16 protein-coding genes and 1 pseudogene are annotated in these 21,585 nt (G+C 70.8%); 8 read left to right on the forward strand and 9 right to left on the reverse strand.

Features of this window, described 5'->3' with window-relative positions:
- The first annotated feature begins 3 nt into the window (after positions 1 to 3).
- Positions 4 to 711 (forward strand): purine-nucleoside phosphorylase, encoded by a 708-nt coding sequence (deoD, locus tag SALPAC6_RS0117915; protein WP_018254742.1) that lies wholly within the window; start codon positions 4 to 6, stop codon positions 709 to 711.
- Between the two features lie 43 nt (positions 712 to 754).
- Here deoD and SALPAC6_RS0117920 read toward each other — a convergent pair whose 3' ends face one another.
- From SALPAC6_RS0117920 to SALPAC6_RS0117930, 3 genes are all read right to left on the reverse strand, one after another.
- Positions 755 to 1,270 (reverse strand): nucleoside deaminase, encoded by a 516-nt coding sequence (locus tag SALPAC6_RS0117920; protein WP_018254743.1) that lies wholly within the window; start codon positions 1,268 to 1,270, stop codon positions 755 to 757.
- A 10-nt stretch (positions 1,271 to 1,280) separates the two neighbouring features.
- A complete protein-coding gene (locus tag SALPAC6_RS0117925; RefSeq protein ID WP_018254744.1) occupies positions 1,281 to 1,805 on the reverse strand; it encodes a tRNA adenosine deaminase-associated protein in 525 nt (174 codons plus the stop codon).
- Positions 1,806 to 2,084: 279 nt separating this feature from the next.
- Positions 2,085 to 2,447 carry a hypothetical protein gene (locus SALPAC6_RS0117930; RefSeq protein ID WP_018254745.1) on the reverse strand — a complete coding sequence of 121 codons (363 nt, stop codon included), beginning with the start codon at positions 2,445 to 2,447 and terminating at the stop codon, positions 2,085 to 2,087.
- Between the two features lie 55 nt (positions 2,448 to 2,502).
- On the opposite strand from SALPAC6_RS0117930, the gene SALPAC6_RS0117935 reads away from it, so the two are divergent.
- On the forward strand, positions 2,503 to 3,246 hold the full coding sequence (locus tag SALPAC6_RS0117935; protein ID WP_018254746.1) for a M23 family metallopeptidase: 744 nt from the start codon (positions 2,503 to 2,505) through the stop codon (positions 3,244 to 3,246).
- A gap of 31 nt (positions 3,247 to 3,277) precedes the next feature.
- Positions 3,278 to 4,279: pseudogene (locus tag SALPAC6_RS0117940) on the forward strand (PHP domain-containing protein); the annotation flags it as partial.
- Here the strand turns inward: SALPAC6_RS0117940 and SALPAC6_RS26255 are convergent.
- Positions 4,228 to 5,364 (reverse strand): DMT family transporter, encoded by a 1,137-nt coding sequence (locus SALPAC6_RS26255; protein WP_018254748.1) that lies wholly within the window; start codon positions 5,362 to 5,364, stop codon positions 4,228 to 4,230. The pseudogene SALPAC6_RS0117940 and the gene SALPAC6_RS26255 sit on opposite strands and share 52 nt — an antisense overlap.
- 164 nt (positions 5,365 to 5,528) lie before the next feature.
- Here SALPAC6_RS26255 and SALPAC6_RS0117950 point away from each other — a divergent pair, with 164 nt between their 5' ends.
- Positions 5,529 to 7,199: a DUF885 domain-containing protein gene (locus SALPAC6_RS0117950; RefSeq protein ID WP_018254749.1), complete on the forward strand. Its 1,671-nt coding sequence runs from the start codon at positions 5,529 to 5,531 to the stop codon at positions 7,197 to 7,199.
- Positions 7,200 to 7,328: 129 nt separating this feature from the next.
- Here the strand turns inward: SALPAC6_RS0117950 and SALPAC6_RS0117955 are convergent, their stop codons facing one another.
- The gene (locus tag SALPAC6_RS0117955; protein ID WP_018254750.1) at positions 7,329 to 8,381 is read right to left on the reverse strand and encodes a DUF3068 domain-containing protein; all 1,053 of its coding nucleotides are present in this window, start codon (positions 8,379 to 8,381) and stop codon (positions 7,329 to 7,331) included.
- 99 nt (positions 8,382 to 8,480) lie between these two features.
- On the opposite strand from SALPAC6_RS0117955, the gene SALPAC6_RS0117960 reads away from it, so the two are divergent.
- Together SALPAC6_RS0117960 and SALPAC6_RS0117965 are read left to right on the forward strand one after the other, a co-directional pair.
- Entirely contained in the window at positions 8,481 to 9,692 is a 1,212-nt protein-coding gene (locus SALPAC6_RS0117960; protein WP_018254751.1) for an acyltransferase family protein, read from the forward strand.
- Positions 9,693 to 9,771: 79 nt separating this feature from the next.
- The gene (locus SALPAC6_RS0117965) at positions 9,772 to 10,968 is read left to right on the forward strand and encodes a glycosyltransferase family 4 protein (RefSeq protein ID WP_018254752.1); all 1,197 of its coding nucleotides are present in this window, start codon (positions 9,772 to 9,774) and stop codon (positions 10,966 to 10,968) included.
- Here the strand turns inward: SALPAC6_RS0117965 and SALPAC6_RS0117970 are convergent.
- The 3 genes from SALPAC6_RS0117970 to SALPAC6_RS0117980 are packed head-to-tail and all read right to left on the reverse strand — an operon-like array spanning position 10,953 to position 14,766.
- A complete protein-coding gene (locus SALPAC6_RS0117970; RefSeq protein WP_018254753.1) occupies positions 10,953 to 11,147 on the reverse strand; it encodes a hypothetical protein in 195 nt (64 codons plus the stop codon). The genes SALPAC6_RS0117965 and SALPAC6_RS0117970 overlap by 16 nt on opposite strands.
- Position 11,148: 1 nt before the next feature.
- A complete protein-coding gene (locus tag SALPAC6_RS0117975; RefSeq protein WP_018254754.1) occupies positions 11,149 to 12,891 on the reverse strand; it encodes a hypothetical protein in 1,743 nt (580 codons plus the stop codon).
- Positions 12,892 to 14,766 carry a hypothetical protein gene (locus SALPAC6_RS0117980; RefSeq protein ID WP_188115233.1) on the reverse strand — a complete coding sequence of 625 codons (1,875 nt, stop codon included), beginning with the start codon at positions 14,764 to 14,766 and terminating at the stop codon, positions 12,892 to 12,894.
- Positions 14,767 to 14,932: 166 nt separating this feature from the next.
- Between SALPAC6_RS0117980 and SALPAC6_RS0117985 the strand changes: the two genes are divergently transcribed.
- Together SALPAC6_RS0117985 and SALPAC6_RS0117990 are read left to right on the forward strand one after the other, a co-directional pair.
- A complete protein-coding gene (locus SALPAC6_RS0117985; protein ID WP_018254756.1) occupies positions 14,933 to 19,240 on the forward strand; it encodes an alpha-(1->3)-arabinofuranosyltransferase in 4,308 nt (1,435 codons plus the stop codon).
- The gene (locus SALPAC6_RS0117990) at positions 19,237 to 20,508 is read left to right on the forward strand and encodes a lipopolysaccharide biosynthesis protein (RefSeq protein WP_018254757.1); all 1,272 of its coding nucleotides are present in this window, start codon (positions 19,237 to 19,239) and stop codon (positions 20,506 to 20,508) included. Before SALPAC6_RS0117985 ends, SALPAC6_RS0117990 begins: the two co-directional genes overlap by 4 nt.
- On the opposite strand, the gene nudC is transcribed toward SALPAC6_RS0117990, so the two are convergent.
- On the reverse strand, positions 20,494 to 21,435 hold the full coding sequence (nudC, locus tag SALPAC6_RS0117995) for an NAD(+) diphosphatase (RefSeq protein ID WP_018254758.1): 942 nt from the start codon (positions 21,433 to 21,435) through the stop codon (positions 20,494 to 20,496). The genes SALPAC6_RS0117990 and nudC overlap by 15 nt on opposite strands.
- Between the last annotated feature and the right edge of the window lie 150 nt (positions 21,436 to 21,585).

Below are 21,585 nucleotides of genomic sequence, written 5' to 3' on the forward strand. Positions count from 1 at the left end.
GCCATGAGTACGCACATCGGCGCGAAGCCGGGAGAGATCGCCGAGCGGGTCCTGATGCCGGGTGACCCGCTCCGGGCCAAGTGGATCGCGGAGACCTACCTTGAGAGCGCGCAGTGCTACTCGACCGTCCGCGGGATGTTCGGCTTCACCGGCCGCTGGAACGGGGTTGACGTCTCGATCCAGGGTTCCGGCATGGGCATGCCGTCCGCCTCGATCTACGCGCATGAGCTGATCAACGAGTACGGCGTCCGGTCGCTGATCAGGGTCGGCTCCTGCGGCTCCCTGACCGCGGACCTCCAGCTCCGTGACGTGGTGGCCGCGATCGGTTCCTCGACCGACTCGAACATGAACCGCATGCGCTTCGACGGGCTGATCGACTATGCGCCGGTCGCCGACTTCGGGCTACTGCGTACCTCGGTGGAGGTGGCCGAGCGACGCGGCGTCATCATGCGGGTCGGGCCGGTTCTGGCGGCGGACGCCTTCTACACTGACCGGCCGGACCTCTACGACTCGCTCGCCGACTACGGCGTGCTGGCGGTCGAGATGGAGTCGGCAGCGCTCTACACCATCGCCGCCCGGTTCCGGGCCCGCGCGCTGACCATCCTGACGGTCAGCGATCACATCCCCACCGGGGAGAAGACCACCTCGCAGGAGCGGGAGCAGACGTTCAGCCAGATGGTGGAGATCGCCCTGGACACCATCATCGCCTGATCAACACACTCACCGCGGCGCCGGGACGAACCGGACGCCGGCCCTACCGGAAGAAGGCGCGCAGGACCGCTGCTGTCTCCGTTTCGAGGACACCACCGTAGACCTCGGGGCGGTGGTTCAGTCGGCGGTCGCGCAGCACGTCCCAGAGCGAGCCGGCCGCGCCGGTCTTCGGCTCCCACGCCCCGAACACCACCGTGGAAATCCGGGCCAGCACCAGCGCCCCGGCGCACATCGTGCACGGCTCCAGGGTTACCACCAGGGTGCACCCGTCGAGCCGCCAGCGGCCGAGCCGGGTAGCTGCCCGGCGTAACGCCAGCACCTCGGCGTGCGCGGTCGGGTCCCCGGTCAGCTCCCGCTCGTTGCGGCCGGTGGCCAGCTCGGCTCCGTCCGGGCCGAGGAGCACCGCACCGACCGGAATGTCATCAGCGGCGGGGACCGCAGTGTCGTCAGCGGCAGTGGTCACCGCCCCGGTGACCGCGACCTCCAACGCCCGGCGCATCCACTCCTCGTGGCGCTGCCGACGGTCAACACCACCCACGCCGCTCCGGCCCGCGACCATGCCGGCCGGGTCACACCTCACGCAGTTCCTCAACCTCGTCGGCACAGCCCAACACCGTGCACGCCTCGGTGGTGACATCCGCCGGCAGCATCCCCTCGTGACCGCAGAGCGCGATCAGCTTTGCCCCGGACACTCCCAGGTCGGCGAGAAGGTCCGCGTCCCCGACCGGGTCCGCCTCCGGATCCGCGGCGGGTTGTTCGGTCTCCGGGTCACCGCCGACGGCACGGGGTTCCTCGATCTCGTCCAGCCCGGGCACCGACGTCTTGAGGTCCCCGACCAGCAGCGCGCCCAGTTGGGTCTCCTCGGCGTACGCCGCATCCGAGCCGAAGACTCGCAGGTCCTCGCCCTCATCGAGACGCAGGATGACCAGGTACTCCTCCTCGGCCTCGACGAAGAGCAGCGACAGGTCGGCACCCGGGTCGACGTCGCGCAACCGGTCGGCGACCCCGTCCACGTCAACGGCACCACGGAGGTTCACCTCGGCGGCGGTCCAGCCGCTCTCGTCCCGCACCACGGCCGCAGCAAAGTACGACACGGTTCCCCCAAACTTCCTCGGCGTAGCCCCGAAACTCGTCGACCGTCCGCGGCTTCGCGTCATCGGTGGCGACCCGGCCACCGACCGCAGGCCGGTTACGGCGTGTCCAGCCCGCCAGCTTCACCTGCTCGCTCGCCCAGGACGCGCAGACGGCCTTACGCGTGCACGTTAGCCGGTGGGATCGGCGGGCGAACGGCCAACGCCCCGACGGGCGGCCAACAAACGTCGCCGCGCTGATCGAGCCGCCGAGGAGAAGGCTGGAGCGGATGGCCCGATTCCCTACCAGAGGGGCCAGTCACCGCTGGCCATCCAGCGGGTGGCAACAACCGCCGCCGCGATGCTCCACCCACCACCGACGACGATCGCGACCCCGGTGGCGACTCCCCGGTCGCCGTGCCGCACCAACAGCAGCGCCGCCAGCCAGGCGAGGCCACCGGCGAACACCGTCCACCAGGCGTACCCCCGCACGCCGGTGCCGAGCAGCCCAAAGAGCATCAGCCAGGTGGTGGCGATGACGCTGCCGAGCAGCACCGCGGCACCGTCGATCGGGTGGGGTTCGCGGTAGGTGGGTCGTGTCGGCGGCGCGGCGGGGAAGAGCCCCGACGGGCTTCGGGGACGGCCGCCGTCGTACGGGTCGGTCACATCGCCTCCTCCCCGGCTTTTCCCTCCCACCGTACTGGTCTGTCAGGATGGCCGGATGCCTGCGCCGTTGCCCGGACGCCGCCCGGCGTATCCCCTGCTGCTCCTGCTCGCCGCGGTGCTCACCGCGAGCTGCGCGACGACCCGCCCCGGGGTGGACACCGGTGCGACCAGTCACCCGGCCACCACGGATCTGGCCCCCACCAGCCCGTCGGCCAGCTCGGCCCTTACGCCCACAGCGGCTCCGTCGAGCACGTCGGCGCCCCCACCGCAGGCGCCGCCCGCCGAGGCCCGGCGCGTCTTCCCGGTACGGGCCAGCAACGCCTCCTACCATCCGACCCACTCGATCTACCCCGCCACGGACATCTTCGCCGACTGCGGTGCGCCGGTGGTGGCGGTGACGGACGGCTCGGTGCTGGAGGTGAGCCGGGTGGACCGCTTCGACCCGGGCGGCCCCCGCGGTCCGTTCAACGGCGGCCTGTCGGTGGCGGTGCTGGGCGATGACGGGGTGCGCTACTACGGCTCCCACCTGACCGAGGTCGCGGCGGGCCTCGATCCGGGCGTTCGCGTCGCCGCCGGGCAGCAGCTCGGCACCGTCGGCCGGACCGGCAACGCGAACAACGTGTGCCATCTGCACTTCGGCATCTCACCGCCGTGTCCGGGGAAGGACGGCTGGTGGATCCGGCGGGGGGTGGTGTGGCCGGCGCCCTACCTGGACGCGTGGCGACGCGGGGTCAACCGGTCGCCCGCCGTGGAGGTGGCGGACTGGCAGCGCCGACACGGTTGCCCGAAGGAGCCGTGAGTGTCCTGGCCGCAGCCGCTAGGTTGCAGGAATGACCGCCCGAGATCCCGTCGAAGACCTACGCCGGATAGCTTTCCTGCTGGAACGGGCCAACGAGGCCACCTATCGGGTGCGCGCGTTCCGGTCGGCGGCGAAGGCTGTGGCCGCCCTGCCGACCGCGGAGGTCGCCGAACTGGCCCGGGCCGGCAAGCTCACCGACCTCTCCGGGTTGGGCGCGGTCACCGCCCGCTGCGTGGCCGAGTCGCTGGCGGGCGAGGAGCCGGTCTACCTGCGTCGGCTGGTGGCGACTGAGGGCACCGACCTGGACGCTGAGGCGACCGCGCTACGGACAGCGTTACACGGCGACTGCCACACCCATTCGGACTGGTCCGACGGCGGCTCCTCAATCGAGGAGATGGCATTGGCCGCGGTCGAGCTGGGCCATGAGTACCTGGTGCTCACCGACCACTCGCCGCGGTTGACGGTGGCGCGCGGGCTGACCGCCGACCGGCTGCGCCGCCAGCTGGAGCAGGTGGGGCGGCTGAACGAGGCGTTGCCGACGGGGTTCCGGGTCCTCACCGGCATCGAGGTGGACATCCTCGCCGATGGCACGCTGGACCAGGACGAGGAGCTGCTCGCCCAGCTCGACGTGGTGGTGGGCTCGGTGCACAGCAACCTCTCCGACGAGCGGGGGCGGATGACTCGTCGGATGCTCACCGCGATCGCGAACCCGCACCTGGACATCCTCGGGCACTGCACCGGCCGGATGGTCTCCACCCGACCGGCGGGCGTGACCGGGCCGGGCGACCGGGGGCACCGGCGGCGTACCCGGGGGGAGAGCGACTTCGACGCGGACGCCGTCTTCGCGGCCTGCGCGGAGCGGGACGTCGCGGTCGAGATCAACTCCCGGCCGGAGCGGCAGGACCCGCCGAAACGGCTGATTCGGCGGGCGCTGGAGGCCGGCTGCCAGTTCGCGATCAATACCGACGCGCACGCTCCCGGTCAGCTCGACTGGCAACGGTTCGGCTGCGAACGCGCGGCCCGCTGCGGCGTCCCCGCCGACCGGGTGGTTAACACCTGGCCGGCGGAGCGGCTGGTGGCGTGGGCCGCAAGCCGCTCCTGACCGGCGACGGCCGGCGCTTTCGCCACCGAGGTTGAGGTTCCCACCGCCGAGGTCGGGGTTCCGGTTGTAGCGGCCGGTAGCACGGCGGCGCGCGGTCGACGGCGGGGGCCGATCAGGCCCTGGGTGACGGCGACACCGAGCAGGACCACCACCGCACCGACCGGTTGGTGCCAGGTCAGCCGCTCGTCGAGCACCAGCGCACCGGCCAGCACCGCGAAGACCGGGATCAGGTAGGTCACCGTCGCCGCGGTGCTCGCGCCGGCGACCCGGATGTTGCGGAAGTGAATCAGGAAGGCCAGTCCGGTGCCGAGTGCGCCGAGCGCGACCATGCTGGCCAGGACCGAGCCGGAGAGGGCGGTCGGCATCGGCGGAGCACCCGCCACGAACGGGGTGACAACGGCGAGCAGCGCCAGCGCCATCAACAGCTGCGCCGCCGACAGGGCCAGCCCGGAGTAGGAGCGGCCCGCGACGAACTTCTTCTGGTACGGGATGGTCACCCCGTAGCAGGCCGCGGCGCCGAGGCACATCAGCTGGCCGACGAAGTGCGCACCACCAGCCCCCTGCCACACACCAAGCACCACCAGTACGCCGAGGAAGCCCAGCCCGAGCCCGACCGCCCGGGCGGCGGTCAGCCGTTCGGTGCGGAAGACCAGCACCGCCATGGGGAGCACGACCAGCGGTGTGGTGGCGTTCCAGATCCCGGAGAGCATGGACTCGACCCGCTCCCCGCCGTAGCTGAACAGGGTGAACGGAAGCGCCACCCCGATGCCACCGGTGACGACCAGATGGGCCCAGACCCGCGGCTCGCGGGGTAGTCGGTCGCGTAGCACCGCGAGCAGGATCAGCAGCGTCGCCGCGCCGGCGCCGACCCGGTAGAGGGCCAGGTGCACCGGGTGCAGCTCCCGTACCCCGATCTTGATGAACAGAAAGCTGGAGCCCCAGATCGCGGCCAACGCGAGGTACCCGGGCAGCCAGCTCCGCAGCGCAGCCCGGTCAGGGGTGGACTCGACTATCACCCCTGACAGTCTGCCGGCCGTGCACGGCAAAGTCTGGTGACTTTCGGGCGTCGTGTTGGTCGTCACAGGAGCCTCCCGGCAGGTGACCGAAGCTGTCGGGAGCAACCCCGGGTCCGGCGAATCACGGGCGCATCCCGGCTTCACGATCACGTAGGGTCGAGCTCGTGGAACGAATCGACGATATTGCGAACCGGTACGTGGCAGAGTGGGCCGCGCTGAGCCCGACCGGCGCCACCTACGTCGGCATCACCGGCCACGACGACCGCCTCGACGACCTCTCACCGGACGGCTACGCCGCCCGCGCCGACCTGAACCGCCGAGTTCTCGCCGACCTTGACGGCGTGCAGCCCCAGTCGCTGCCGGAGCAGACCGCGAAGGAGGCCATGCAGGAGCGGCTCAGCCTGGAGCTCACCCGCCATGCGGCGGGGGAGGTCGGCCGGGGAGTCAACGTCATCACCAGCGGGCTGCACGAGCTCCGCTCCGTGTTCGACCTGATGCCCACCGACGGCGAGGAGGCCCAGGCCAACATCGCCGCGCGGCTCAACCACTTCGGCGAAGCGCTCGAGCAGTACCAGACCACGCTGCGCGAGGCGGCCGCGGCCGGCCATTCCAGCGCGCGCGCCCAGCTGCTCGAGGTAGCCAAGCAGTGTGACGCCTGGGTGGACCCGGACGGGGACAACTTCTTCCACGGGCTGGTCGAACGGCTGGGCGCAGGCGGCGCGCTCGACGCCGAACTGCGCCGGGGTGCCGCGACCGCCACTGCGGCGACCGCCGAGTTCGGCCGCTTCCTCCGGACCGAACTGGCCCCACTGGGCAGGGCGAAGCAGGCCGCCGGCCGGGAGCACTACGAGCTGGCCTCGCAGTACTTTCTCGGTGCCCGGGTCGACCTGGACGAGACGTACGCCTGGGGGTTTGCGGAGCTGGCCCGGCTGGAGACGGAGATGCGAGCGGTCGCCGCGCGGATCGTCGGCCCCGGCGCCACCGTCGACGAGGCGGTGGCCGCGCTGGACGCGGATCCGGCGCGGAACATCCGGGGCAAGGAGGCGTTCCGGGACTGGATGCAGAACCTCGCCGACAAGGCGATCAGCGAGCTGCACGGCACTCACTTCGACATCCCGGAGCAGGTCCACCGAATCGAGTGTTGCCTGGCGCCGACGAGTGACGGCGCGATCTACTACACCGGCCCGAGTGAGGACTTCTCCCGTCCCGGCCGGATGTGGTGGGCGGTGCCGCAGGGCATCGACGACTTCTCCACCTGGCGCGAGGTCACCACCGTCTACCACGAGGGCGTTCCGGGCCACCACCTTCAGGTCGCCCAGACGGTGCTCCGGGCGGAGACGCTCAACCGCTGGCAGCGGCTGCTCTGCTGGGTTTCCGGGCACGGCGAGGGTTGGGCTCTCTACGCCGAGCGGCTGATGGACGAGCTGGGCTACCTCGAGGACCCGGGCGACCGGCTGGGCATGCTCGACGGCCAGGCGCTCCGCGCCGCTCGGGTGATCGTCGACATCGGCATGCACCTGGAGCTGGAGATCCCGGCCGACAACCCGTTCGGCTTCCATCCGGGCGAACGCTGGACGCCGGAGCTGGGCTGGGAGTTCATGCGGGCGCACTGCCGGGTTCCGAATGAGGTCCTCCGGTTCGAGCTGAACCGCTACCTGGGCTGGCCCGGGCAGGCACCCTCCTACAAGGTTGGTGAGCGAATCTGGCTACAGGCTCGGGCTGACGCCAAGGCTCGTAAGGGAGCGGCGTTCGACCTCCGGGAGTTCCACCGGCAGGCACTCGACCTGGGCTCCCTCGGCCTGGACCCGCTACGTCGGGCGCTCGCCCGGATCTGAGGGCGGACCGTTGCCCGACTCGGTGGTGATGACGCGCCGAGTCCACGCGCGCGCCGAATCGATCAGGCAACGGCTGGGGTGGAAGCGGGTGCGAGACCCGCCTCCACCCCCGTCCCACCGACCACGCGGCTAGCGTGGATTCTGATCCACACTGGTGCTGTCCGGACCGGCGGCGGCCGATGCTGCGCCGGAGTGCCGACCTGCGGCACCCCCCGCATGCAGGAACAGCCGGAGGCCGACGACGAGGGCGATCAGGCCGAGGACACCCGCGGCGATCGGACCCCACAGCCGGGCCAGGCCAATCTTGAGACGGTTGGTCTTCACCGTCTCTACGCTGTTCTGCACCGTGTCGTCGGTGTAGTTGAAGTCAGCATCGAGCAGGACGGTGGTGGATCCAACGTCCGGGCGCAGTTCCTTTCGCTGTTGCTCACGTACATCGACGTACGCGCCAGTAACCGGATCGACCCAGTAGGTCCGGGTGTTGTTGTAGACGATCTCGCCGGTGGTGGCACCGGGGGCGAAGGTGTTCAGCAGCACCTGAAGGCTCTCCTCCGGCGTGTCCAGCACCCGGTCCTCGATCCGCTGCTCGTAGCGGTAGACGTCGACACCCTCGACGGTCTCGGTGCCGACGAAGGTCGCCGGGAGCGCCTCCTTGAGATCGCGGTCGAAGACCGGGTAGTCCTTCTTCTCCGCGCCGAACGGGAACTTGTAGGTCAGCCCCGAGTATGTGACGTTGCCCTTCGGGATCCCCTCGCTGTCGTCCTGCTTGAGCCACTGGTCATCCCAGGGGGCGGCAATACCAGAGACGCGATAGAGGGCGAGCTGCGTGCTGTACGCGGTGATCGGGTCCTGAGTGTCACTCCGTACGACGGTCTGGTAGACATCCCAGATCACTGCGTCGCCCTTGAGCTGCTCTGGCAGGCGATCCTTGGTCTCACCAGGCTGGGGAAGTACCTCGATCGTGGACTTCAGAGTGGCTCGTGGAACGTCGACGGTGACTGACTCATCGTCGGCTGCGATCTGCAAGAACCGCGCGTTGGGCGCTTCGGCGACCAACGTCGTTGGCTTGAGGTCGTAGGGGAGGCGGCTGATGGCGGGGGCGACGTACAACGGCAGCCCGACGGCGAAGACCAGCAACAAGACGCCGAGCCCGAAGAGCGCGACACTAACCCGAAGCTTCACTCTTCCTCCTGTAACGCCTGTCGCTCAGGGCAATCGATCCATAACATGGCGGGAGGTTACTCCCCAGTCAACATTAAAGTGAACCCCCTGGATGTCTAGATGTCCGCAGCCGTCCCCCCGAGCCCGTCACATCCTTCGACAGCCGGCCGCCTGCCTGCCCTGGATGCGCTCCGCGCGATCGGCTCGGTAGCTGTCGTCGCCCACCACGTCGGGTTCCACACCGGCGTGAGCCTGAACAGCCAGTGGGGCACCTGGTTGGCGCGGATGGACGTCGGTGTCGCCGTCTTCTTCGTCCTCTCCGGATTCCTGCTCTTCCGGCCCTGGGCGTCGAGCGCCGCCGCCGGGCTCCCCCGCCCCGGCGTTCGCCGATACTTCTGGCGGCGGGCCCTGCGGATCCTGCCGGCCTACTGGCTCACGGTGCTGGTCTGCCTGACCGTTCTGCCGCAGAACCGGCCCGCCTCGGCCGGCGACTGGCTCCGCCACCTGACCTTCACCCAGATCTATCAACGCGACCAGCTCCGCGCGGGGCTGGGTCAGACCTGGAGTCTCGCCACCGAGGTCGTGTTCTACCTGGCCCTGCCGCTGGTCGCGGTGTTCACCGTGGGCCGGACCTGGCGGCCCGTCCGCACCCTGGTGCTCGCCGGCGGGGGTGCCCTGGTGACTGCGGGGTGGCTGACCCTGATGGGGCTCGGCGTCGTCGACACCGCCGTCCACACCATGTGGCTCCCCTCGTACGCGGCCTGGTTCTGCGGCGGCATGGTCCTGGCGGTGGCGCATGTCGCCCTGCAGACCAAGACGGGCCCGGCCGCTCTGCGCGTCCTCGACGACCTCGCCGCGGCGCCAGTCGCCTGCTGGGCCACGGCCGTGGGGCTACTGGCGATTGCGACGACACCCATCGCCGGGCCGCTTGACCTCGCCGAGCCGACCGCCGCGGAGTTCGCCGTGAAGCTCACCCTCTATCTCGCGGTCGGAATTCTGATCATGATTCCGGTGGCGTTCGGCGACCAGAAGACCCGGGTTCACCAGGCCTTCGGCAGCACCTCCGCCCGCTGGCTCGGCCTCGTCTCGTACGGGCTGTTCCTCTGGCATCCGCTGGTGATCGAAGTGATCTATCTGGTGGCGGACCGCCCGCTGTTCACCGGCGGCCTCCTCGAGACCTTCGCACTGACGATGGCGGGTGGGCTGGCGCTCGCGGCGGCGAGCTACTACGGCGTCGAACGCCCGATCCAGGCGCTCAGTGACCGCCGCCACCCCCGGCCGACCGCCCCTCACCCCGAACACAGAGCGCCGGCGGTCAATTCACCACATTGACCCACATCTTTCATGTAGGCATTGCCGAGCCGCCTCTCGAGCTTTAGTGTGACGCTAATTACTCGAGAGTAGGGATCACGTGGAGCGCCCTTCCGCTACCGCTGGACATGTACTGTTCCTCAACTGGCGGGATACCCGGAACCCCGAAGGCGGCGGATCCGAGGTATACGTCGAGCGGATCGCCGCAGAACTGATAGCCCGCGGCTTCCGGGCCACGATATTCTGCGCCGCTCATCGCCAGGGCCTCCCCGACGAGGTCAATGACGACGGAATCCGGCTGGTCAGACGGGGTGGCCGCTACACTGTGTACCCGTGGGCCGCGCTCTGCTATCTTGCCGGCGCGCTCGGTTTCGGCCCGATGTCTCACCGACACGGCGGCCGACCGGACGCGCTCGTGGACGTCTGCAACGGCGTACCGTTCATGACACCCCTATGGGCCCGGCGGCCAATTGTCAAGCTAATTCACCACATTCACCGAGAACAATGGGGCGTCGTACTTCCAGCTTGGGTGGCTCGGTTTGGCTGGTGGGTGGAGTCAACACTAGCCGTACGCATCTACCGGCGCTGCCACCATGTCACGGTCTCCGAAGCCACCCGCCAGGAGATGGTCCAGCTCGGCGTACCGGCGGAACAGGTCTCCGTGGTGCACAACGGCACTCCGCCACTCCCGCACACCGACGTGGAACGCACCTCCTCCCCACTGCTGGTCACGCTCAACCGGCTGGTCCCGCACAAGCGCGTTGAGGTGGCGTTGCGGGCGGTCGCGACACTCGCCGACGAGCTGCCACAGCTACGGCTGGTCGTCGCCGGCCAGGGCTGGTGGGAAGGGCGGCTCCGCGAGGTCGCCAACGAGTTGGGCATCACCGACCGAGTGGAGTTCCGGGGGTTCGTGACGGAGGAGGAGAAGGCGGCTCTCCTCGGCTCGGCCTGGGTGGCGCTGACCCCGTCCCTGAAGGAAGGCTGGGGTCTGACCATCGTGGAGGCGGGATCGGCGGGCACGCCGACAGTCGCGTTCCGGAGCGCGGGCGGTGTGGTCGAGGCGGTGGTGGATGGCCAAACGGGGCTTCTCGCCGACGACATGGACGACTACGTGGCAAAGGTGCGGACCCTGCTACACGACCACGAGCTACGACAACGGCTGGGCGCGGCAGCCCGGGAGCACGCGGCGAGCTTTACCTGGCCGGCAGCCGGGAGCCGCTTCGCCGCGCTTCTGGAGAGCGCGGAGTCGCCCCGCCAGACGCGTTCACGGGGCGCCCCGTCCTACCGGCTGCCGTAGATCTCGGGTACATAGGGGTCCGGCTCGTTGGCCTCCTTGGCCTTCTCGATGAGCTCTTCAGCCTTGGCGACCGCCTCCTCCTCGGTGGCGGTCGTCGCGGCCGCCAGCCCGCCGAGAGACAGGATCCCGAGCACCGCCGCCACCAGGCCGGTTATGGCCAGAGTCAGGGCTTTACGCATGTCAATTCTCCAATGTCTCGACCTCGGAGCGGAGGTTACCACGCGGTAGCCCACTGGCGTAGCGCCGAAACATGGCAGCGACCACCACCGCGACGGCGACAGCCAACGCCACCACCACCGCCCACCGAACCGGCGACACCACCACCGGGCTCGGCGGTACGCCTGGGTTGCGATAGAGGGCCAGGAACGCCCCCCGGTGCACAAGCTCGAGGCCGGTGAGGGTAGCCGGATCCACCTGGTCCGCGCGATTGTGCTGCACCAGCACCCAGCGCACCCCCGTCTCCGTCGCCGGCCGTCCCGCCCCGAGCAGCGGCCGGATCTCCCGCAGCCGCGTGTTCTCGCCGGTCACCACGACATCACCGACCCGGAGCGTGTCGTCGGTCAGGACCGTCGCCGGCAGGTAGCGAGGGGCCGGGTCCAGGACGGTCCGCCCGGCATTCCACGAGTACGCGCGGTAGCTACTCAACGGCAGCACCAAGACCTCCCCGCCGGGGTCAGCGGACAGTCGCCCCGCCACCGCCTGCCAGTCCGCCGGATAGCTGACCGGCCACAACCGGCCTGCACCGCCGAACGCGAGATCCGGCATCGCCGCGACCGGCAGTAGCAGCACGCCACCCAGCACCACCCCCGCCACCTCCCGGTTCGTCCGCTCCACCCGGTTCACGAGCCGCTCGGTGCCCAGCGCCACACACACCACCAGCAGCAACGCGTACGGCGCCAGGAACTTCTGCCCGTCGCGAAGCAGCCCGGCTCCCGGTAGCTGCGCCACCGCCCACCGCAGCACGTCGGCGCTCCCCGGCACCGCACCCAGCGCGGCGAGCAGAAAGCCGGTCCCCGCCAGCACCAACAACCGGACCGAAACATCCGGCGACATCCGCCGCCGCAGCAGACCGAACCCGGCGCCGGCCAGGGTCAGCAGCACCAGGGTCACCAGCGGCACCAGGGGCAGGGCCCGGCTCGCCGGGGTGGCCTGAGCGCTCCAGATGCCCCCGGTGCCTGCGAGCGCCGCCAGGGGACCCGCCCAGTTTTCGCCCCGGGCCGCGAAGACGGCCACCCCCGCCGGATCGGAGGTTCCGCCCGCGTCGGTGGCCAGGGCAGCGGTTACCCACGGAGCGTTGAGCAGGGCGACCCCGGCCATCGCGACCGCCGGCCCCCGCAGGCGCCCCCGCTGTGGTGCGAGCAGCGACACCACGCCGAACGCGATCAGGCCACCGGTCGGGGTCAGCGCAGCCGGCGCGGCGGTGAGCAGCACGCGGGCCACCGCGCCGGCCCGCCCAGCCCGCAGCTCCAGCACGGCGCGCACCAGCCACGGCAGGGCGGCATAGCAGACCAGCAGCCCCCACTGCCCGATCAACAGCCGCTCGGCCAGGTACGGCGTCCAGGCGTAGCCGACCGCGGCGAGCAGCCGAACCCCGGTCCGTTCGGTCGGCACCAGGAGCCCGGCACCGACCGCCGCCAGCAGGACCGCCCCGCCCAGCGCGATCCGCTGCACCACCCAGCCCGGGACAAGCTGGGTGAGCACCGAGACCACGGCGTCCATCGGCACCGCCCGCGGCAGGCCCTGTGCTGGCGCCACAAGATCCCAGGTCAGCGGCTGCCGGGGCACGAACACCATGTCGTAGCGCAACACGTAGCCCGGTGCCGCCAGGGGGGCGAGCACCACCACCGTCACCACCGCCGCGACGGCGTACAACAGGAGCCGATCGCGCACCACCCGGGCCCGGTCGGCCGGTCGGTCACCCACTCACGACGCCGGCACCACCCGCCCGACAGTGATCAGCCTGGTGCAGAGGGTGATGTCCGGAGTGTCGATGGTGACCTCGATGGCCTCCCCCGCACCGGCTAACGGGAAATACAGCTGGTGCAGTCCACTCCGCAACGGGATCTCCCGGGTGGCCTCACCCAGGCGCATGGTTGCGGTCGCCTCGCCGGAGCTCAGATAGCCGAACTCCACCACGTACGGCCATTCCTCAACCGGTGCTGCTAACGGGATCCGGGCCGTCCGCCCGCTCTCCACCAGGTGCCCGCAGTCGGACACCTGGCCCGGCAGAACCTTAACTCCCTCAATCCGGACCGGACGGATTCGACCCTCCGCGTCGAAGGTCACCGGCAGCTCAGCCACCTCGACAAATTCCGGCTGGCGCTCCGCCGGCCGGAAGAAGTGCGACTGAAGGTTGTCCGGCCAGAAGTAGCCGGCGACGACCCGGTCGGGAACGATCGTGTCCAGGAAGACGGTGTCCGCTGGCGCGGCGGCAAGCTCGGCCTGCGTCGTGGCGAGATACTCCCGGCCATGCTTGGTGCTCCAGTTGTCACCAAACTTGACGGTGCTCCACACCGTACCGAACCCGACCACGACCAGGACAGCGATCGCCACCCGACCGACCACGACGGAGCCGAGCGCCCGCGGGGGCCCCGGTAGCGGCCGGGGGGTGTCGGGCTCCTCGCCGCCATCGCGGAGCCCGAACAGGGCTACCCCGACGCAGATCGCGGCGACCGGAACCCCATCAGCCACGAAGCGGGGGACCGTGCCCACCATCGGGCCGAGCACACCACCGAGGCTGGTTACCGCGAAGAACGCGGTGACCAGCCCGAGGTAGCAGGCCAGAAGCAGCCAGGCCCGCGCCGCCGAGCGGCGCCGGACGACGGTAGCCACGACCAGGGTCGCCAGCACCAGCCACGACAGCCACATCGCCACCGGATAGGGATCCACCAACGGCGGCCCGTCACCGGCGTACGCCCATCGCCACGGCCCCCCGAGCAGGCCCGGCACGACGGTCACGCCGACCAGGTCGCCAAGGAATGTGAAAGCCTGACCGAACGAGGTCACCTGGTCCAGCGCGCGAGCTGGTCGGGTCAGGTAGAACGCCAGGTAGGACCCGGAGAGCACGGCGAGCAACAGCCAGACCGGCCAGTGCCGGCGCACCGCCGTGACCAGGCTGCGCCACAGTGGGCCGGCGGTAAACAACAAGACTGTCAGCAGGAACAACAGCGGCGCTATCAGCAGCGCCTTCGGGTCGAACAGCAGGCCGAACAGCAGCCACAGCGCGACCATCGCGAGGTGCCGCCGGCGGCGGCTGCGCACGTACCGAACCTGCGCCCGCACCGCCAGGACCAGCGCAAGCTGCACCGGCAACAGGAGCAACCCGACCAGCCACAGCGACGACACCTCCAGCGTCAGCGGGCTGAACACAAAGAGGGCCAACGGGATGAGCAGACCCCAGCCCGGCGGCAGCAGGTCGCGCAGCAGCCGATAGACGGCGACGCCCACGGCCGCCTGCCCCACCGCCAGCATCAGCACCCAGGGCCAGCTGGCGAAGCCGGCCAGCCGCACCATCAGCCACGCTGTCAACAGGCCGCCGGGCATCAGGTGGTTGTTGAAGGTTCGCAGCAGGAAATCCGGGTCCAACCGGGCATCAAGGACCTGGGCGGCGATGACAAACTCGTCCTGGGAGAACCAGCCCCGCGCGGCGAGGCCGGCCCGCCAGGCGACCGACACCACGATGAGGGCTATCGCCACCGCCCCGACCCGGTCCGGACGCAGCCACCGCGCGAACGCTTTCGGCCCGTCAGACATCGACGTGGCGGATCCCGGAGGTGCCACAGCCCCAGCCTCTGGCATTGACATGCTCGGCAGCCTGCCACACGCTTACACGCCGTGGGGGGTGGCCATCCATCCACATTCATCACACTGCTCGGTGCCGCGGCCCCGCCCACCCCGGTCCCGGCTACGTCGCTCGACCGTCGTCGGCTGCCGGCATCCGTACCACCGGCGGAACAGGAGCGACATGCGTGCAGAGGTGACCAGTGGTGCCGGAACGCAGCCGAACCGAAGCCGACGGCTGGACCAAAAATTCCGGCACCTCGCCATCTGCGTCGTCCTCACCGCCCTCGCCTTCCAGCAGGCACCTGGGCTGATCGCCCCCGACACGAAGGTCGACCTGAACGTCAATCCCGCCGGATGGCTGCTCCGCTCGCTGCACCTCTGGGACCCCACCGGCGCCTTCGGCCAGCTACAGAACCAGGCCTACGGGTATCTCTGGCCAATGGGTCCGTTCTTCCTGGTGGGTTCGGAGCTTGGCCTGGCACCGTGGGTGGTGCAACGGCTGTGGTGGGCGCTGCTCTTCTGCGTCGCCTACCTGGGCGTGGTACGGCTGGCCGGCCGCCTCGGCATCGGCTCGCCCACCGGACGCATGATCGCTGGCATCGCCTTCGCACTGTCGCCTCGGATCCTCACCCAGCTCGGCTGGTCCTCGGTCGAATCCTGGCCCAGCGCGGTGGCACCGTGGGTACTGATCCCCTTGGTCGGCCTCGCCCGAGGTGCGCCCCTACGGCGGGCGGTCGCGGGGTCGGCGCTCGCCGTAGCCTGTGCGGGCGGGGTCAATGCGACCGCTGTGTTCGCGGTAGTGCCGCTCGCCCTGCTCTGGCTCGCCACCCTCGCACCGATCCGCCGCCGGATCAGCGCAATCGCCGCCTGGTGCGGCGCGGTCGCCCTGGCCACCGCCTGGTGGCTGGTTCCACTGCTCATTCTCGGGCGGTACAGCCCACCGTTCCTCGACTACATCGAAACCGCCCAGAGCACCACCAGCGTGACCGACGCCGTGACGACGCTCCGCGGCGCGTCCTACTGGGTGGCGTACCTGGCCTCCCCGGTTGAGCAGGCCATCCCCGGCGGCGCCCGGCTGGCCAACGAGCCTGCGCTGATCCTCGCCACGCTCACCGTCGCCGCCCTGGGCGTACTGGGGCTTTCCCGGCGCGGAATGCCGCACCGCCGCTTCCTCATCACCGGCCTGGTGCTCGGCGCCGCAATGGTCGGGCTCGGACACATCAGCGATCTCCCCAATCTCCTCGCCGGAGGGCAGCAACAGTTCCTCGACGGGGTCGGTGCACCACTACGGAACACCCACAAGTTCGATGTCCTGCTCCGCCTACCACTGGCGCTCGGATCGGCCCACCTGATCAGCCTGGTCGGGCAGGCAGCGCGTACCGTGCCCACCGCCCGCCGCAGGCCGGCCGTCGCGCGGGCCTGGGTCACCACCGGCGTGGCGGTGGCAGCGGTCGCGGCGGTCGCCAGCCCGGCGATCGCCCCCGGACTCGCCACCCCCGGAAGCGCGCGGGAAGTGCCCCAGTACTGGCAGGAGGCCGCCGACTGGCTGGACGCGAACACCGGTCCCGGCCGGGTGCTCGTCGTCCCCGGAGCACGCCGCCCCGCCTACGACTGGGGCAGCACCACCGACGAGATCACCCAACCGCTGTTGGAGAGCAACTGGGCGGCCCGCAACTCGATCCCCTTCACCCCGCCCACCACCATCCGACTCCTGGACGCGATCGAGGCCACGCTCAGCTCCGGCGCCGGCTCGGCGGGCCTCGCCGACCTCCTCGCCCGCTCCGGGATCAGCCATGTCCTGTTCCGGGCCGACCTCGACCACGGTCGCTCCGACACGACCCGCCCCGCCGTGGTTCGCCAGGCCCTGCAGCGCTCACCGGGGCTGACCCGGGTCACCACCTTCGGCCCGGTCCGGGGTGGGCCGGAGGCGGTGGACGAGCTCAGCGACCAGGGGCTCGACGTGCCAGGACGGGCACTCGAGGTGTACCAGGTCAACCGCCGGGTGGAGCCGGTCGTCGCCTACGACCGGACGGATGTCGCCACCGTCGTCGGTGGCCCGGAATCCCTGCTCGACCTCGCTGCGGCGGGTTTGTTGAGCCCGGCCCCCACGGTCCTGGCCGGCGACGCGGATGCCGACAACGGCTACGGTCCGGTCGCGATGACCGACGGTCTTCGGCGCCGCGAGGTCTCCTTCGGCCGGTCCCAGGACAACATCTCGCACACCCGCACCGCCGACGAGCCCCTCGCGCCGTCGGCCCCCACGCATGACTACCTGCCCGACTGGGCCGCAGGGTGGTCCACAGTAGCCGAATATGAGGGCATCAGCTCGATCCAGGCGGCAACGGCACGCTCACAGGTCAGCATCCCCGGCGGAAACCGCTCCGAGCACCAACCGTACGCGGCGATGGACGGCGACCCGACGACCTCCTGGCAGTCCGCCCCGTACAGCCGCGGCGATCGGCAGTGGATCGAGGTAGCACTGGAGAACCCGATCAACGTCACCGAGGTGGAGGTGAACTTTGACCTGACGGCGGACATGGTCCCGACCACGATGACCGTCACCGCCGGATACGAGAGCCGGACCATGGAGAGCTTCGGCGATCGAATGACCTTCGACCTGGACGGCATTCACGCCACCCAACGGATCCGTATCTCCATCGACGACACCTTCGCCCTCCGCCCGCTCGGTGCCGGGGTGGTGGGCATCTCCGAAATCAGCATCCCGGGCATCCAGACCAGTCGCACCCTTCGACTGCCAGAGGCACCAGCCACCGAACAACCACCGGCCGTCGTCGTCTCCGCCGACCCCCGCACGCCCGCCTGCTTCCTGGTGGACGGGAAGCCACACTGTTCCACCAACGCGATCCGCGGCTCGGAGGATGGACGCACGATCGACCGTACGCTCACCCTGCCCGCTGCCGGGACCTACCACCCGCAGCTGTGGGCCCGCCCGATGGACGGCTCCGCCCTGCACGCGGCCCTGGACGAGGCGGTGACCGCCGCACAGGCACTGGGCCTCGCACCCGAGGTGAGCGCCTCGTCAACCGGCGTCCCGCATCCGACCCGCCGCCCCGGCGCGGTGTTGGACGGAGACCCGGCCACCAGCTGGTCACCGTCGATCAGCGACGACGGCCCGATCCTGCGCCTCACCTGGCTCAAGCCCCAGAAGATCAGCGGCCTTCGCTTCGCCGTTGACCCGGCCGTCGCGGCCACCCGGCTCGGCAGCGTACGGGTAATCGCCGACGACGGCATTCGCGCCGGCCTGCTCGGCGAGGACGGCGTGCTGACCCTGGATCCGCCGGCCCGAACCAACGAGATCACCATCCAGTTCCTCGACCCACCCTCCGCCACCAGCATCGATCCGTACGGATTTCGGTTGCCCGAGATCCTGCCGATCGCGGTCGGTGAGATCACTGTGCTTCCGGGCGCCCCCAGCAGCCCAGCAGACCTGGACACACCCTTGACGTTGGGCTGCGGCTCCGGTCCAACGTTGACGATCGGCGAGGAGACGGTAGCCACCGCCCTGCACGGCACGATGCGGGACCTGCTGGAGTTGCGGGAGGTGCCGGCCGAGCCGTGCGGCACCGACCCCGAGGTGCCGCTCGGCGCCACCGAGCACCGCCTCGTCGCCACCGCCAGCCAGTTCGCCACGCCGACCCGGGTCGCTCTCGTACCGCAGCAGAGCACGGACGTGAGGGCGCCGAGCGCCCTCGACATCGCCATGTGGGCGGCGACCGAGCGACGGATACAGGTCGCTGGGCACGCCGCCGAACGGGTACTCGCGGTACGGGAGAACACCAACCGGGGCTGGCAGGCCACGCTCGCCGGCGAACCGCTGCGCCCCGTGGTCGTCGACGGCTGGCAGCAGGGCTGGGTGCTGCCCGCCGGCGCCGCGGGCGAGGTCGTCCTGCGCTTCACCCCGGACCGCCCGTACCAGGTGGCGCTCCTGACCGGAGGCGCCCTGCTCCTGGGCGTCGCCCTCCTCGCGCTGCTTCCCGAACGTCGCGGCAGCGGGCCGGCCCGCCCGGCGCGGGGACCGCGACGCCGGGCCACCCGCTCCCTACCCCTGCTGGCGGTCGGCGCGACTGCTCTGATCCTGCTCGGCGGCCTCGTCGGTGCGGCACTCGTCGCCGCCGGAGTCCTGCTCGCCCTCCCCGGTTCGCTACGCGAACCGCGACCGACCGCCCCCCGCTGGATTCGGCGCGCCCCCCGGTTCATCGAGTTCTGGCTCCCCACCGCCCTCGTCCTTCTCGCCGGTTGGACATACCTGGACGCCGAACAGCGGCACACCGCTGCCCTTCCGCAGCTCCTGATGCTCCTCGCCATCGGCTGCCTCTGGCTGTCGACCTGCCTTCGCCGCCGGCCCGCCCACCGTGCGCCCCAGCGCCCCAGCGCGACATCATCGACTGTGGATGCGCCAACGCAGTCACGGGGCAGTATCGCCGGGGGACCCTCCTGGCGGGACTCCGAGCCATCGGGGGTCGGGTGAGCCGGCGTGCCGACGATGTGGACGGCTCGGGGACGCGTTCCCCGAGCACCGGTGTCCGGGCACTCGGCACCGCCGGCCTGGCGGTTACCGCCGCGGGGCTGCTGGGCAACGGACTCGCCTATCTCGCCCCGGTGCTGGCCGCCCGCCAGCTCGACTCCGCCGAGCTCAGCGCGCTCGCCACCACGCTCGGCCTGATCGCCATCGCGAGCGTGCCGGGATTCGGCCTTCAGCTCGCCGTCGCCGTGCACCACGCGAAGCACGGCCACACCCCGACCCGCCGGGCCGCCCTGTTGACCGCCGTGCTCTGCGCATCCGCCCTGATCCTCGCCACCCCGCTACTCATCCCGAGCCTGCGTCTTCCGGTCGAGGCCCTCATCCTCTCCGCGATCGCCACGGCCGCCATCGTGCTCTCCGGCCGGACGCTGGGGGAACTTCAGGGTGGGCAACGCTTCGTTCGACTGGCCATCGCCATGGGGCTGCTGGCCGCCGGCCGGTACGGCGGAGTGCTGGTCGGTCTGCTGCTGGACGCCGGCCTAACCGGCTCCCTGCTGCTCGGGGCCGGGACCGCCGCGCTCACTCCGGTCGGGCTCGCCGCCCTGGCCCGGCCGGCTGCCCCGACGGCCCCCTCCACGGCACCACCGCTGGATGCCGGCCACATCCTGACCGGCTGCGCCGCGATGCTCGCCATGCTCGTCGTCTCGTACACGGATCTATTCCTCGCCCGTCAGCTACTGCCGGCCGACGACTCCGGCGGGTACGCGGTGGGGACGGTGCTGACCAAGGGCGCGCTCTGGGCGCCGCAGGTCGCCACCGTACTCGCCCTGCCCCGGCTGGCCCGTGACGACCGGTTCAGTAGGACCGTCGCGCTCGCCGTGACCGCCGGCTGCGGCGTACTACTGATTCTCGGCTCGACGTTCGCCGGCACACTGGCCTTTCACCTCGCCGGTGGCTCGGACTACACCCACCTGGGCCCGCTCGCGCCACTCTTCGCCGCGGTCGGGGCGCTCTACGCCGTCGTTTTCGTCCTGCTGAACGCGGCGGTCGCCACCGGTGTCCGCTGGCCGGCCGCGCCGCTGTGGGTGGGCAGCATCCTGCTGACGGCGGTCGCGTGGTGGACCACGCCCCGGACCGTCACCGGACTGCTCTGGCCCACCCTGGGAGCCGCCGTGGTCACGACCCTGGTCATGACGCTCCGAACGTGGATGTCGACCCCAGCGCGAGCCGGCACGCGGGTTCCGGCGCCGCGGCGGGCGTCAACAGGAAGCTGACGCGGCGGCTCCGTCCTCAGCCAACCAGCTGCTGAGCAGGTGATGACCGATCGAGTCCGGCCGGCCGAGCCGATGTCCTGCCGCCGCCCGCTGACGCAGCTCGGCGCGAGTGAACCAGCGCCCCTCCAGCAGCTCGGCCCCGTCCACCCGGATCTCGTCGGATGTGGCGGTGGCCCGGAAGCCCACCATCAGCCCCGCCGGAAACGGCCAGGCCTGCGACCCCTGGTACGCCACGTCGGTCACCACGATGCCCGCTTCTTCGGCCACCTCCCGCCGGACCGCGTCTTCCAGCGTCTCCCCCACCTCGACGAAGCCAGCGAGGGTCGAAAACGCGTTCTCGGCCGCCCCGGCGTGCCGCGCCAACAGGCAACGGCCGGGCGAACCCACTGTCTCCACCAGCACGATGACGGCGGGCTCGATCCGGGGAAAGTACAGCCGGGCACAGTCCGGCTCCGCGCACCGCCGGGCATGCCCGGCGTCCTGGACGCTGGTCGCCCCACCGCACGTGCCGCAGTACCGCTGCTGCCGATGCCAGTGCAGCAGACCGCGCGCATACGCCTGGAGGGCTGCCTCGGCTGGGCTAAGCCGCCCGACGAGCCCGCGCACATCTGCCACCCGAGTTGCCCCGGCAGCCGCCAGTGCGGCGTCCTCGGTGAGCTCGGAGAGGTCCACCGCGAAGACCGCTTGCCCCGCCGCGAACCCGAGGAATACGGTCTGCGCCGCGGCGGCGCGAGCCCGCGCCGCCCCTTCGCCGTTCAGTCGAACCGGCACCGCACCGCTGACCAGACAGCGGTCCTGCCACAACGGCAGCACTCTGGCCTCTGCCACGCTCAGTAGCGTCGCCAGCCGGTCCGGATCGGCGCGGAGGGCACCGGCCCGATCCACCCAATCGCCGCCGTACGCCAGGGCTACCTCGTCCTCCCGCATGGACCCCACCGTCGCACGTCCAGACGGACAGGCGAGGATGGGGGGAGAGGCGACACGCGACGCAAGACGCGACCTGCCGCCACGCGCACATGTTGGCTACCGTAGTTTCCTTCCGGGTGTGATACCCGCCCGGGTGCGACGCCCTGATCG

It is taken from the genome of Salinispora mooreana (assembly GCF_000379065.1).
GTDB lineage: Bacteria > Actinomycetota > Actinomycetes > Mycobacteriales > Micromonosporaceae > Micromonospora > Micromonospora mooreana.